This is a genomic window from Thermococcus piezophilus (genome assembly GCF_001647085.1).
Taxonomy (GTDB): Archaea; Methanobacteriota_B; Thermococci; order Thermococcales; family Thermococcaceae; genus Thermococcus; species Thermococcus piezophilus.
The window spans coordinates 1,058,297-1,071,654 of record NZ_CP015520.1 but is presented as its reverse complement, the minus strand read 5'-3'; the positions used below and the strand labels follow the sequence as shown (position 1 = coordinate 1,071,654).

17 protein-coding genes are annotated in these 13,358 nt (G+C 51.0%); 10 read left to right on the top strand and 7 right to left on the bottom strand.

The genetic code is table 11. The features are described from left to right. Window positions 1-4: 4 nt before the first annotated feature. Genes A7C91_RS05805 through A7C91_RS05795 form a run of 3 tightly spaced genes read right to left on the bottom strand, consistent with a single transcriptional unit; the run spans window position 5 to window position 2,340 of the window. Window positions 5-385, bottom strand: coding sequence for a ribonucleoside-triphosphate reductase (locus A7C91_RS05805; protein ID WP_068665720.1), 381 nt, complete (start codon window positions 383-385; stop codon window positions 5-7). 12 nt (window positions 386-397) lie between these two features. Then, entirely contained in the window at window positions 398-1,228 is an 831-nt protein-coding gene (locus A7C91_RS05800; RefSeq protein WP_068665718.1) for a geranylgeranylglycerol-phosphate geranylgeranyltransferase, read from the bottom strand. Window positions 1,229-1,272: 44 nt separating this feature from the next. After that, the gene (locus tag A7C91_RS05795; RefSeq protein ID WP_068665716.1) at window positions 1,273-2,340 is read right to left on the bottom strand and encodes a Clp1/GlmU family protein; all 1,068 of its coding nucleotides are present in this window, start codon (window positions 2,338-2,340) and stop codon (window positions 1,273-1,275) included. 172 nt (window positions 2,341-2,512) lie between these two features. Between A7C91_RS05795 and A7C91_RS05790 the strand changes: the two genes are divergently transcribed. Beyond that, entirely contained in the window at window positions 2,513-2,977 is a 465-nt protein-coding gene (locus tag A7C91_RS05790) for an Lrp/AsnC family transcriptional regulator (protein ID WP_068665714.1), read from the top strand. On the opposite strand, the gene engB is transcribed toward A7C91_RS05790, so the two are convergent. Continuing rightward, a complete protein-coding gene (gene engB / locus A7C91_RS05785; RefSeq protein ID WP_068665712.1) occupies window positions 2,924-3,553 on the bottom strand; it encodes a GTP-binding protein EngB in 630 nt (209 codons plus the stop codon). The two genes, A7C91_RS05790 and engB, sit on opposite strands and share 54 nt — an antisense overlap. A gap of 93 nt (window positions 3,554-3,646) precedes the next feature. Here engB and A7C91_RS05780 point away from each other — a divergent pair, with 93 nt between their 5' ends. Further along, window positions 3,647-4,309, top strand: coding sequence for a GAS domain-containing protein (locus A7C91_RS05780; RefSeq protein WP_068665710.1), 663 nt, complete (start codon window positions 3,647-3,649; stop codon window positions 4,307-4,309). Here A7C91_RS05780 and A7C91_RS05775 read toward each other — a convergent pair. Further along, window positions 4,306-4,476 carry a preprotein translocase subunit Sec61beta gene (locus A7C91_RS05775; RefSeq protein ID WP_068665708.1) on the bottom strand — a complete coding sequence of 57 codons (171 nt, stop codon included), beginning with the start codon at window positions 4,474-4,476 and terminating at the stop codon, window positions 4,306-4,308. The genes A7C91_RS05780 and A7C91_RS05775 overlap by 4 nt on opposite strands. A gap of 295 nt (window positions 4,477-4,771) precedes the next feature. On the opposite strand from A7C91_RS05775, the gene A7C91_RS05770 reads away from it, so the two are divergent. From A7C91_RS05770 to A7C91_RS05735, 8 genes are all read left to right on the top strand, one after another. Continuing rightward, a complete protein-coding gene (locus A7C91_RS05770) occupies window positions 4,772-5,077 on the top strand; it encodes a hypothetical protein (RefSeq protein WP_068665706.1) in 306 nt (101 codons plus the stop codon). A gap of 121 nt (window positions 5,078-5,198) precedes the next feature. After that, the gene (locus tag A7C91_RS05765) at window positions 5,199-5,576 is read left to right on the top strand and encodes a 30S ribosomal protein S6e (RefSeq protein ID WP_068665704.1); all 378 of its coding nucleotides are present in this window, start codon (window positions 5,199-5,201) and stop codon (window positions 5,574-5,576) included. A gap of 119 nt (window positions 5,577-5,695) precedes the next feature. Next, complete coding sequence (gene eif2g, locus A7C91_RS05760) at window positions 5,696-6,928, top strand: translation initiation factor IF-2 subunit gamma (protein WP_068665703.1); 1,233 nt, start codon at window positions 5,696-5,698, stop codon at window positions 6,926-6,928. A gap of 29 nt (window positions 6,929-6,957) precedes the next feature. Then, complete coding sequence (locus tag A7C91_RS05755; RefSeq protein WP_068665702.1) at window positions 6,958-7,368, top strand: PIN domain-containing protein; 411 nt, start codon at window positions 6,958-6,960, stop codon at window positions 7,366-7,368. Between the two features lie 102 nt (window positions 7,369-7,470). Continuing rightward, window positions 7,471-8,241: an HD domain-containing protein gene (locus A7C91_RS05750; RefSeq protein ID WP_068665701.1), complete on the top strand. Its 771-nt coding sequence runs from the start codon at window positions 7,471-7,473 to the stop codon at window positions 8,239-8,241. A gap of 20 nt (window positions 8,242-8,261) precedes the next feature. Then, a complete protein-coding gene (locus tag A7C91_RS05745; protein ID WP_068665700.1) occupies window positions 8,262-8,909 on the top strand; it encodes a DUF434 domain-containing protein in 648 nt (215 codons plus the stop codon). A gap of 412 nt (window positions 8,910-9,321) precedes the next feature. Further along, complete coding sequence (locus tag A7C91_RS05740) at window positions 9,322-9,960, top strand: DUF432 domain-containing protein (RefSeq protein WP_068665699.1); 639 nt, start codon at window positions 9,322-9,324, stop codon at window positions 9,958-9,960. Between the two features lie 2 nt (window positions 9,961-9,962). Next, window positions 9,963-11,045, top strand: a complete 1,083-nt coding sequence (locus A7C91_RS05735) for a mechanosensitive ion channel family protein (RefSeq protein WP_068665698.1) — start codon at window positions 9,963-9,965, stop codon at window positions 11,043-11,045. Window positions 11,046-11,049: 4 nt separating this feature from the next. Here A7C91_RS05735 and A7C91_RS05730 read toward each other — a convergent pair whose 3' ends face one another. Further along, window positions 11,050-12,375, bottom strand: a complete 1,326-nt coding sequence (locus A7C91_RS05730; protein WP_068665697.1) for an RsmB/NOP family class I SAM-dependent RNA methyltransferase — start codon at window positions 12,373-12,375, stop codon at window positions 11,050-11,052. A 36-nt stretch (window positions 12,376-12,411) separates the two neighbouring features. Next, window positions 12,412-13,242, bottom strand: coding sequence for a hypothetical protein (locus A7C91_RS05725; protein WP_199919985.1), 831 nt, complete (start codon window positions 13,240-13,242; stop codon window positions 12,412-12,414). Window positions 13,243-13,358 lie beyond the last annotated feature (116 nt).

Genomic DNA, 13,358 nt, shown 5'->3' with positions numbered 1-13,358 from the left:
CCCCTCAGTACTGCTCCCTCATCGTCCTTATCACGGGGTCGTGGATGAGGGTCGAGGTTATGCTGTCCACCATGCGGAAGAACTCATCCTTTCCGCGTTCGAGGTCAAAGTTCTCCACTTTGATTAGGGCACAGTCCTCGCTGAGTATCCACTTGCCGAGCAGTATCTTCTCCTTTCCTTCCCTCTCGAGGTCCATCCTGATGATGCCGTAGGGTATATCCGCAGTCCACCAGTTGGCCTTGAATGTTACTTTCCATCCAGCATCCTCAACGACCGAGCTTAGCTTTTCCATCGTAACTCCTGGCCCGTAGGGAGTCTTGAACGTGATAACCGTCCAGAGGCCCTCTCCCTCAAGGTTCTTGATTATCTCATCCCTAAACTCCACAAGACTCACCCCCTAAACTATTGCAGCAATCAGGAACGCCATAACGGCAAGGAATATGCTCATCTTGAGCAACTTCTGTGATTTGCGTGCCATCTCTCTCTCCTGGCTCTTCAGGATTAGATAGGCCGCGTAGAGTATAATCACGTCCACAGGAACCATGGCATAGTAACCAATACCCACACCAGCTTTCACAGGCAGGAATGAGGCAATGACCGTTAACAGGGCAAAGAACGACCCGACGTAGGCGGCTTTTTTCTTTCCCCATATGATGGGCAGGGTCTTAGCACCCTTTACCAAATCCCCCTCGACGTCCTCTATATCCTTGATGACTTCCCTCGCGACGTTCACGAGAAAGGCGCAGATGGCAAGATAGCCAGCCAGGCCGAAGTGCTCAACAGCGACGGCACCGTAAAGTGGCGTCGCACCCGTAAGGCCAGCCACCACGAGGTTCCCGATGAATGGGAGCGGCTTGAGCTTCCATGCGTAGAGGCACATCGTAACGTAGGCTATGACAGCGAGGATGAAGGCGTAGCGGTTTATCATGTAAGCCAAGGCCATACCGACGGCGAAGAGGAGCATCGCGTACCAGAGGGCGGTTTTTCTATCCATAGCCCCCCGCGGGAGGGGCCTATCTGGTCGGTTGACTTTATCAATCTCGTAGTCAAAGTAGTCGTTTATCGTGTTTCCACCGGCACAGCCGAGGGTGACCACTAAGAAGACAAGCAGGCTAGTTTTAAGGTCCGGGAAGTGGCCCACCGCCACTATAGAGCCTAGAAGACCCACAATCCCAGCAAGGACGCAGTTGTGGGGCCTCGTTATCTCAACGAACGCCTTGAGCTCCATTAGGGCCACCTAATTCTATTGGGTTCTTAATTTAAAAACCTTTGCTACAGCTCCTTCCTCTGAAGGAGGCCAAGTTCCTCGCCTGTTTCAATCACCCGTATGCGCCCAAACCTGAGCTCGAGGGCTTTCTCCAGTTCCTCAGGTGTGAGCGGAGTAAGTACTTGCGCTTTCATTTCGCTGAAGTTTACCCACTTGAATATGCCAACCCCGAGGCACAGGCCGTCTCCATCTATAAAGCCAACGAGCAGGTTGCTAAGCTTCTCAAAATCCACAGTGTGGATTACAGATTTGCTATAGTGCCTTGGGAAGCTTTCCATATCGGCCTTAACGACGGTGTAGCGCTCATTTTTCCAGCCTGCAATCACGAGCCACTTGAACAGGGCGGCGAGGAGATCCTTTTCCTCAGACGTCAGCGGTCTGCCGAGGAACATTTCCGTCCCGGTTGGGGCGATTTTCTTCAGATCCACCTCGATGAGCTCTCCATTTGAAAAGTAGGTCTTCCACTTCTCTTTCCTCACTTCCCGACGCTCTTCCTGCGAGTGTTCCCTTGCCTTCTGGCTCACGGAGAGGTCAATTATCTCCGTGTAAGGAGCAAGGACCTTCCTCAGATGACTCAGCTCGTCCGTCCGCTCCAAGAGAAGGGTAAGTTCGGGCTTTATCAGCTCGACCTTAAGACGCTTCATCTCGAGGCCCGGACCGGTTACAAATCCGGTGGTATCTATGAGAACGACGTCGGCTTCGTTGATCGCTATATCGGTAAGGCGCCTAACACCCACCGCCATCTCTCCGGCGTACTGGCCGGGAGAAGTGGTTCCGATGAAGTAGTGAGCGACCCCTCTCAGGTCGCCCAGCGATTTGAAGCGCTCCTCCGGAAAGGCGAGGCTCAAGGTTGCTGGAGGAAGAATTCCTTTCTGCCCAACGTCACTATCGATTACAGCGACCCTAAAGCCCAGTTCAAGAAGACCATTTGCTAAAAACGTCAGCAGAGTGGTCTTTCCGCTGTCGGTTCCGCCGATGAGCATTACCTTAAGCGGCTTATCCTCACTGGCAATCCGCTCAAGGAGTTCAAACCTGTCCTCCGGGACGTCTTCGGTGTAGGTCGCTTTGTTCATGTGAGTTGGTTGGAGGCGGGGATTAAAAAGTTAATCTTGGGAAAGACTTATAAAAGAAGCTTGGAGCTATCAGTGTAGAAGCCAAGAAAATTTGACATTGACCTTGAAATTAGTTGGTTTAATAAAAGACGTAAAAGGTATAAACGCTAATCTTGCAAAGGAGGTTTTGGAAATGGAAGAGAAACCCACCCTTACCCCAAGACAAATTAGACTGCTCAGGAAGTTCTATGACGAAGGCAAGACAATAGAGGTCCATACCGTTGAAAAGACCCAGGATGAACTTGCCGGAGAGCTGGGAATAACCAGGCAGGCTCTCAGCAACCACCTCAAGATTCTCAAAGAGCTCGGCTACATAAGAACGGGAAGGGGCTTCATCGACCTCACCGACAAGGCCCTCGACCTCCTCGGAGAGAGGAAAGGTGACGTCTTTGTCTTTGTTAGAATCGAGCCAACTAAGAGAAAGCACGTTTACGAGGAGATAAAGAAGCTCAGGATAAAGAAGATTTACAGGGTTACCGGGGATATAGACCTCATAATCGAGGCAGACAAGACCAGACTCGACGAGATACTCGAGGAGATAGCCTCACTCGACGGCGTCAAGGAGACCATCACCCATATCGTTCTCGAAGTCCTCTGAAGGCTCTTTTTCCTTCTTCTTACCTTCCTGGAGCTTCTTCTCCATGAGCCTCCTCAGTTCCTCGAGGTTCTTCCCGAACTTGGCGGATATCGGCACGAAGGTTTCTCTGTGGTCGTTCCACGTGCCGCTCAGCCCGAACTTCTCCACGAGACGGTTCATAGTGGCCTGAAGGTTCTTGACCTTGTCTATTTTGTTCACAGCGACGATGGTAGGTATACCCAGTTCTCGGAGGAACTGGAAGAACTCGACGTCAATCGGTATCTCACCGCGCTTCTCCCAGCGCTCGATTATCTCCAGCGCGCTCTTGCCGTCTATGACGAGAACCGCGAGCTCTATTTCGTCGGCGTTGTCTTCTATGAAGTGGACTATCTCGTCCTTTATCCTCTCCTGCCTGGCCTTCGGCAGGCCGCTCATGAATCCGAAGCCCGGCATATCGATGACCCTTCTGTTGCGCCAGTTGACCTCGACAGGCTTTCTCGTAACCCCCGGCCGCTTGCCTCGCCTAACCAGCTTTCCGGTCAGGCGAAAGATGAGCGTGCTCTTGCCAACGTTCGATCTCCCCACGAAAATTATCATGTCTCTCACCGGATGGGGTTGAAGGTTTTTCACTTTATAAGACTTGGCGGAAAAGTTAAGTACGCCAAGGGGCAAATAATCGCGGTGGTGTTTATGGCAGAGGGTAGCGAGGCCAAGGCCAATCAGCTCATTAACAAGTTCGTGATTTCCCTCACAGAGGGGAGGATACTTGGATTCGTGACGGACATCAACGTCGAGGTTGAGGGCGACCAGTTCTACTTTATCCTGAAGATGAAGCTCGTGGAAAACCTCGGAAAGGGCGAGCATCCAGGAATGTTCTCCAACGAGAAAAAAATGAAAATCAAACCCGATGACATTGTCAACGTGGGTCCGGACGTTATAATCCTCGGAAACGGTAAAGTGCCCCCCTTGAGGGAGATAGAAAGGCTTACCCAGATAGCTGAGGAGTACAATGCCCTTGTGCGCGAGCTTGAAGCCAAGGAGAGGCTTATAAAGAAGCTCAAAGAGGAGAACTACGCATTAACCAAACAGCTCGACGAGCTACAGAGGGAGCTCAGGAAGCTCCATGTCATGAAGGAGGACTTCAAACACCTCAAGGAGCAGTTAATTAGGCAGGAAGGCCAGCTCGAAATGGCGAAGGACTACATACGGCTCCTGGAAGGACTGAGGCATGACATCGACAAAATAAAGGATGACGTAGACAAGCTCATCCAGACCCAGCTCGAAGAAGTCGTGAGGACGATAATAAACGAGGAACTGAACGCAAGGGGATTAAAGAAAACTAGCTTCATTTAACCGAAGATCTGGGTTCCAAAGGCGTGAAGAAGCAACTCCATAGCAACGAGTATCAGCGTGAGGGCTATAACGCCCCTTGGACTTATCTTTACTGCCTTGGTATCCTCATCGAAGAACCTCATGAGACCGGCGCCAGTGGGTGGTAGCGTCGCCTTTTCTTTTGCCATCCCTCTCACCTCTTACGAAATCCCTAAGTTCGGCACGGTATAAAAAAGTTTTGATGGTGGGCCATTCCCTCACCCACAATTTAACCTTAGTTATGTAAAGATTTTTCGCGATATATATTTAGACATACCAGCCAAAAGCTTTATATAACATAAGCTAAAGGCCCCAGTAACAGGTTCTATCCGGGTGAGGCCGCGAGTTGAAGCACCAACGAAACTCAGCGATTCTTCCCACCCAACGGTGCCCCATCTGACAGGTATGCATTAAAATTTCATTGAATTACGTGGAGGTGTGCCAATGTCCGTATACCATGTAACTCATAGATGGTCAATAGACGAGAGTGCGGTTGCCGCAAAGGAAGCTGCCGACTTCTTTTCTTCAACCGAACTGCCCAAGGGGGTTGAATTCCTAGCCGCATACAACTTCGACGGAGGTGCCTATACAATCCGGAAAGCACCCAGCAGGGAGATCCTTAAAGAGGTGATCATAACCCCGACGTTCAGAAAGAACATGGAGATCACGGAGGTAATCCAGAGTTACCCGCCGACCATTAAATATATGATTAGGTTATGGAACTGGGTATATCGTCCGAGCCAGAAGTAAGGAGCTTTGCTCCCTCTCAATTTTTTGGAAGAAGAAACTTTTTTAAATGGTAGCCCTCAGCCCATGGTGGATAAGGGGTTTACCCAATGAATCCCGCTAATGACGTAGGAGGTGGGAGGAAATGGCGACCTTTAAACTCGTCATATCGAACCCAAAGAACGGTATCGCCAGGCAGGTTGAGATAAGCGGCGAAGAGGCTGAGAAGCTCATTGGAAAGAGAATCGGAGAGGAACTCTCCGCCAAGGAGCTTGGCCTCAACCTCACCGAGATATTCGGCGAGGAGATTCCGGCCGATGCCAAGCTCAAAATAACCGGCGGAACCGACAAGGATGGCTTCCCCATGAGGCCCGATGTCCATGGTCCGAGGAGGGTCAAGATCCTAGTCTCCAGGGGACCGGGTTTCAGGCCTAAGGAGAAGGGTGAGAGGAGGAAGAAGACCGTCAGGGGCAACACCATCAGCCCCGAGATCGTTCAGATCAACATGAAGCTCGTCTTCTGAGCTTCCTCCTTTCCCCAACTTACTGCTTTTCTGCTTGCCTTGGAGCATGTCCTTCGAGTTCTTCCCCTGAGGTAACCTTAATAAATGCCCAAACTCTCTAAATTTAGGGGTGAGAGAAGATGGCAAAGAAGAAGGAGTTTAGACAGGCCGAGGTCAACATCGGAATGGTTGGTCACGTTGATCACGGTAAAACGACACTCACCAAGGCTTTAACCGGAATCTGGACAGACACCCACAGCGAGGAGCTGAGGAGAGGAATCACCATCAAGATAGGCTTTGCCGATGCCGAGATAAGGAAGTGCCCGAGCTGCAGCAGGTATTCAAACTCCCCTGTGTGCCCGTACTGCGGCGCTGAAACTGACTTCGAGAGGAGGGTTTCCTTCATCGATGCCCCTGGACACGAGGCACTCATGACGACCATGCTCGCCGGAGCTTCCCTCATGGACGGAGCCGTTCTCGTCATAGCGGCAAACGAAGGTGTTATGCCTCAGACGAGAGAGCACCTCATGGCCCTCCAGATAGTCGGCAACAAGAACATCGTCATCGCCCTCAACAAGATCGAGCTCGTCGATAGGGAGAAGGTCATACAGCGCTACCACGAGATAAAAGAATTCGTTAAGGGGACTGTGGCAGAAGACGCTCCAATAATCCCTATTTCAGCCCTGCATGGAGCAAACGTTGACGTTCTCCTGGCTGCAATAGAGGAGTTCATCCCAACGCCCGAGCACGATCCGAACAAGCCTCCAAAGATGCTTGTTCTGAGGAGCTTCGACGTCAACAAGCCCGGAACCAAGCCCGAGAAGCTCGTCGGTGGAGTCATCGGCGGTTCGATAGTCCAGGGCAAGCTCAAGGTCGGCGACGAGATAGAGATCCGCCCGGGCGTTCCCTACGAGGAGCACGGCAGGATCAAGTACGAGCCGATAACCACCGAAATCGTATCCCTCCAGGCAGGAGGAAGATTCGTCGAGGAAGCCTATCCTGGAGGTCTCGTTGGAGTGGGAACCAAGCTCGACCCGTTCCTCACTAAGGGTGACCTCATGGCTGGAAACGTCGTCGGAAAGCCGGGTAAGCTCCCGCCGGTCTGGGATGAGCTCAGGCTTGAGGTTCATCTTCTCGAGAGGGTAGTAGGAACCGAGGAGGAGCTTAAGGTCGAGCCGATTAAGAGGAGGGAAGTCCTGCTCCTCAACGTCGGCACGGCAAGGACGATGGGCCTCGTTACCGGCCTCGGAAAGGACGAAGTCGAGCTCAAGCTGCAGATACCCATCTGTGCCGAGGTCGGCGACAGGGTTGCCATCAGCAGGCAAGTCGGCAGCAGGTGGAGACTCATAGGCTACGGCTTCATCAAGGAGTGACCCTCTTTTCTTTCCTTCTGGTGGTCTCCATGCGCCGCGAGTGGCTCGTTATTCCAGACACCAACTTTCTCCTCGTTCCAGGGCAGTTCGGCGTCGACATAATATCCGAGCTGAACAGGGTTCTCGATATAAAGTTCAGGATTGTAATTCCAAACGTTGTCCTTCAGGAGCTGGACGTCATCGAAAGAAAGTCCCGCGGGAAGGATCTGATGGCCATCAGGATGGCGAAGAAGCTAGTCGAGAGGTTCGAGACCGTTGATATAGGCCGCTTTGGGGAAAGGATGATAGACGACCAGATTTTTGACTTCGCACTGAATAACGAGCGCGTTGTGGTCTGCACCAACGATAAGGGGCTGAAAAAGAGGCTCCGCGCGAGGGGCATTCCCGTGGTTTATCTCCGCTCGAAGAAGATACTCGAGCTTGAGGGAATGCTGGAGTGAGCTATTTTCTGTCCAAGCTCCACAACCATTCAAAGAGTTCTTTTTGCCTAGGCGTTCAAAACCCTTAAAACTTCCTTTTCTCCATGCATTCGGGTGGGAAATATGTACACCGAAGAGGATCTTTTGAAAGAGATTAAGGAACTAATGGAAGACGACGAACTCTACCAGATGTACGAAAGGGCATTCAGGGAACACATTTACTACTTCGAGACAGCCAACTACATAGTACTGAACATCTACCAGTTCAACGACCACGGGCCGATCCACGTTCTCCTCACAACGAGGCGGGCTCTAGAGCTGCTCAGGATCATCAAGAAGTTCGGCATCGAGACGACCGCCGAAAAGCTCGGTAAGTCCTTCCGCTGGAGCAAGTTCATAGTGGCCTTCGGCGCGCTCTTCCACGACCTGGGCAACATGATACACAGAATAAACCACTATGAGTTCAGCGTCTTCCTTGCAGAGCCCATCATTGACAGGCTCGCCAAGGAGTTCGAGAAAGACGACTGGCTCCTCCTAAAGGCGCTAACGCTCAACGCCATCTACACCCACGACGAGCACGTTCCGTGCACGACGATCGAGGGGAGCCTGGTGACAATAGCGGACGGCTGCGACATGGAGGCAGGAAGGAGCAGACTGGTCCACAAGAAGGACCGCGTTGATATTCACGCAGTTTCAGCATTGGCTATAGAGAGCGTCGAAATCAAGGAAGGAAATGAGGAGCAGCCGATATTAATTGAGATACGCATGAAGCATCTCGCGGGAGTCTTCCAAGTGGACGAGATACTGACGAAGAAGGTCAAGAGTTCGGTGCTGGGCAGGAAGGTGAGGATAAGGATACACGCCGGCGAGGAAGTAATGGAGAAGGTTATTTAACCTTCATCCCAACTTTCTCCATGCTTCCCGATGCCTACTTCGACCTCAAGTACCTCCTCAACAGGGGCTACCGTAAGAAAAGCGCCTTGGACTTCGTGGCCAACCACTATAGGCTAACGCTCGACGAGAGGCATCTATTAGCTAGATGCGTTTTTTCCAATGGATGGATTTTAGAAGTCAAGGAAAAGCTCCTCCGCCCGGAAGAGCTCGCTGGGAATGTTTTAGCAATTGACGGCTTTAACGTCCTTATAACCCTCGAATCGCTCCTCGAGGGAAAGGCAATACTCTGCGAGGACGGTCTGGTCAGAGATTTAAAATATCAGGGGAAGTACGGGCTTAGCGAAAGGACCCCGAACCTGCTCGGGGAAATAGCGAATGTTCTGAAGGAGCTGAAAGTTGGAGATGCAGTGTTCTTCTATGGAAAAAACGTCCCAAAGAGTGGCGAGATCAGGAAGCTGACGGAAGAAAAGCTGGTCGAGTCCGGTCTTTCCGGTGAGATAAAACTTGTGAAGAACCCAGATTCCAAGCTCAAGGCCTTCGAGGTTGTTGCAACGGCAGACGTTGGAATAATCTCCAAGGTTCCCCACGTTTTCGACCTTGCGAGATACGTTGGGGAGAAGCTCGGGAAGGTACCAGTATCATTTCAGCAACTCTTGAGGGAACGATAGCACATGCTCGGAAAAACCTATGAAGACGACCTTACACCGTAGCTAATGTTTAAATATTTCAACTATATGGTAGGTATAACCTAAGGAAAAGGTCGAGATATTATGAAAAAAGGTAAAGTAGTTTCTGCAATTTTCTTGGTGATTTTGCTTTTTGTGAGTGCTAACAGCTGCATAAGCGGAGGAGACACTTCCTCCGCCCATACTGGAGAGCATCAGTACACGAAGAGCGAAACCCATTCAGAAACGGGAGGATACAGCGATACTTACGTTTTCATTGCCTGGGAACCAACATGTACACCTACCTCAAGCTCTATGGCATAGGCTTCGAGAAGGTCTGAGGCCCTTCCGTTATTTTGCCAATTTTTCCACATTTCCAGGCAAACTTTAAATCCTTGAACCCCAATTTTTATCCATGTTTGGAGAGCACGAGCTCAAAACGCAGTTCATCAAAATCCTCAACAAAAAAATACACCTCGTAGAGATGCCCGGGGATAAAATCCTCTACAAGCGGGACAATGTTCGGGTTCTGATAAAACGGGGCAAAGGGGCGTTTAATGTACTCCCCTCACCTGCCACGGGCTATGGAGTCAAGTTTCTCATGGTGAAGTTCTCGTCCAGATTATCCATTCCACCCAAGGAGAGGCTCACAGGCTACCTATCCACTCCAATAGATATAGAAGTCAAAAGTGGAGACGTTATGATAGACCGCTTCGTGATCGGTAGGGAGAAGTACGCGCTCTACGGCCAGGATAACGTAGGTGTAATAGCGCGCTATCATGTGAGCGAGTTTCTCGAGAGAACACCCGATGAGCTCGGTGTTATAAAGCTCGTGATAAACAATCCAACCGACGAGTGGAAGCTCGTCGATAAGATCGTCATCCCGATAAGGAACAGCGTCATGTTCTACTCCCCGGAGAGGGCATACTACCCGCTCGTAATACTGACAACCAAAGAGCCCTATGAGGTCAACAACACTGGAAACCCGCCCGATGGAACATTGAAGGCCACCCACAGGGCAGAACCGCTACCAAACTTCAAGATGAGGTGGTGAGAATGGCAAACTTAACGGATAATACCACCACAACTCTCCCCACTGGCCTGGAGAAACCAATACTGGCTGGGATAACATTAGAAACGGCCATCAAGGCAGTTGTTATCCTAGTTGCCATGATAATCCTTGGAAGGACCCTCAGAAAAATCATAATCAGGGAATCAAAGGAGACCAGCCTCACGTGGATAATCAACGAGGACACCGCTGATATAGTGTTCCGCATGTTCGTCCTTGGGGGAATAACATGGTCCCTCTTTGAGATTGGTTTAATGGCTTACCCGATATTGCGGACGACGGTCGGGAACATAACCTTCGCGGTCGGCTTCTTTTACTTCGCCTACTTAATAGCCAGGAAGTCCAAGGATTACTTCATCATGAGCGCGGGCAGGAGGCCCTCCCCAGACGTGCAGATAAAGGCCAAGATATTCTACTATACCTTCATCACCGTGGCGTTCTTTTTGAGTCTCAACTTTGCAGGAGTCAGCACTCAACTGAGCGCCCTTCTCGCCGCGGCGGGAATAACAGGTATCGTCCTCGGTTTTTCAGCCCAGACTGTAGTTTCGAACTTCATCTCCGGACTCTTCATGTACTTCGATAAGCCCCTTAACATCGGCGACCCAGTGAAAATAGGCGAGCTCGGGGGCGTTGTGGAGGACATAAGAATCCTGTCGACTCGGATTCGGGCCTGGGACGGCACCCTTATCAGAATTCCAAACGAAAAGCTCTTCAACAGCAACATAATCAACCTCCAGGGGTACCCCGCCAGAAGGGTGGACGTAAGGATCGGCATAGCCTACAGTGCAGACATCGAAAAGGCCATCGAGGTGATAAGGGAAACCCTCGACAAGATGCCCCTGGTCCTGGCGGAACCAGAGCCCCTCATTTTCGTTGAAGACCTTGGGGACAACGCGGTTATACTCTCGATCCGGGCATGGGCTCCGAGTGAGAAATGGTTCAACGTCAAAACGGAGCTGATATCAAAAGTGAAGAAGGCCCTTGACGAGGCCGGCATAGAGATACCCTTCCCGCAGCGCGTTAATTGGTTCGCAGAGCCGCTGAGGATAAAACTCGAAAAGGAGACCTGAACCCCTACTTCTTCTTTTCTAGCAGGGCATAGAAGAAGCTTATCGTCCTGTGCCTATGGGGCCAGGCCCTCATCGTTCCGGGCAGGAATCCCTCATCATAGGGGCCCTTCAGGGGAACCAAACGGGCATCATCGTGCCTCCCCAGGAACCATTCAATTAGCTCTTCGTTCTCCTCTGGCAGCATCGAGCAGGTTGAGTAGAGCATCCTTCCTCCATGTTTCAACAGCTTCCAGGCGCTCTCGATGAGCTCCCTCTGAAGGGAAACGACCTTAGGGATGTTCTTCTCCCTGAGGCGCCATCTCAGCTCGGGATTTTTCGCTATGGTTCCATCGCTCGTGCAGGGGGCATCGAGAAGAACTCTGTCAGCTATCTCCTCCCCGAGGATTTCTGGAGCCCTCCTCCCGTCGGCCTTGATTACTTCAGCTATCTTAACGCCAGCTCTCCTTAGAATTTCCTTCATGCGCTTTATCCTTGCTCTATCAACGTCGAAGGCATAAATGCTTCCTTCGTTTCTCATAAGCTCAGCCATGTGGGCGGTCTTGCCTCCGGGAGCGGCCGCCAAATCGACCACCGTTTCCCCGAGTTCGGGAGCCAAAACGAGCGAGGCGACCGCTGCTGCCTCTTCCTGTGGTATAGCAAGCCCCTTGTTGAAGAGCCACTTAGGATTGAATGGGTCAAGGATTCTCAGAACGGTCTCAATCCTCTCGCTCCTCTCGAAGCGCACTTCCTTATTCCTCAGGTAGTCCTCGACCTCATCCACGCTCGCCTTGAGGAGATTCACCCTTATGCTCGTTGGCAGGGTCTCGTTAAGGGCCTTGAGAAGTTCCTCTGCTTCCTCCCCAACGAGCTCCCTCACCCTGTGGATAAACCACTCGGGAAACAGGTATTCCCATTCGAGGCGTTTCTCCTCGGTGTCAAGCTGGGGGACGTATTCCAGAACCCTCGGGAGAAGGTCATAGTAGTAATAGCCCACGAATGGATGTGTTCTTCTCGAGAGAAACTGGGCGAGGCCCTTCAAATGCCTCCTAGTCTTCTCGCTCGGGTCCCTGAAGACGGCAACCTCCACGGCAACCCTAAGCGTCGTCCTCAGCCAGGGGTCGAGGATGTAGGGCGAAACTCCGACCAGCTCCTCGATTATCTCGTCTATCAGGCCGAGCCTCCGCTGAATTGAATAGAAGATACCGGTAAGCTTCGAATTCTCCCACCCATCGATTCGGTATTTCGCGAAGGCCTTTCTCTTGGCACTCTGGCTTGGTTTGATCTCCTCACCGAGTTTTACCGCCTCGATCAGCGCGTAGAGCTGCCTATCGCTCAGTTTGAGCTTCCCCAACTTTGCACCCCTCAAGGAATTCTTGAGGTTAGAGTTTTAAAACCTGCGAAACTCCCCGACAGACTGTGAACTAGAAATAAAAGATGTAACTCGTCCAGAGACCTCCTTGGCTTTTATACGCACCAGAGGATCCTCTTTTTGGTGGATTAACTCCCCCACAACTTTAGAGATTCTCACGACCTCATCTTTTACGTCCGCAGGAAGAGGGTACTTCATAACATCCCCCAACACATCGAGAATCAACTCCAAAAGGAAATCTTCTCCACTAAAGAGGAGAGTATATGCCTCAGTAAGCAGGAGTCTCAAAGCATCCACGTCGTCAGAGGGAATAAAAGAATTGGCAAGAAGACGTAGCCCTATCGTTTTTAAGTATGGGTCATCGGAACCGATGAGTTTATTGATCTTGGTGTTTATGGATTCGGACATTCTGACTGGCCGAACTTTTGAGAGCACGTCAATAGCTTCCAGCGTCACTATGTCACGATTTGAATTTTCCACAAGATTCGTTAAAACCTCTGTTATCTCCAGGAATTCCTTCTCTTCAAGGGGAATACCCTCAACCAGGTGCCCCAAAGCACGAAGCGCCTTCATTACTATTCTCTCGTTTTCGTCAGTCAGTGTATCAATAAACACATCCAGATGGTTCTTTAGAACCCGGCTCTTCACATCCCCACCAGTTCTTTTGAAAATCTCGTTAAGGGCCATGAACGCCCTAAGGCGCGTGATATCATCCCGCTCCCTGGCAAGATCCAGAATGAGAATTAGAAGGCCCTCATCCTCGGAGGCCAGTCTCACCGTCTCCAATATCTGCCAGGAAAGCACAATCTCTCTGAGCTCGGCTTTTGATAGAGTGTTGCGCGGGGACATTACAGTAGATAATTCAAATTTCGAACATATATTAATTTCGCTTTTCGCTTTACAAATTTTAAGTGGTTCTCCTAACTAACTAGGTCCTCCACAACTCCCGGGGAAGTGAGGAGTGG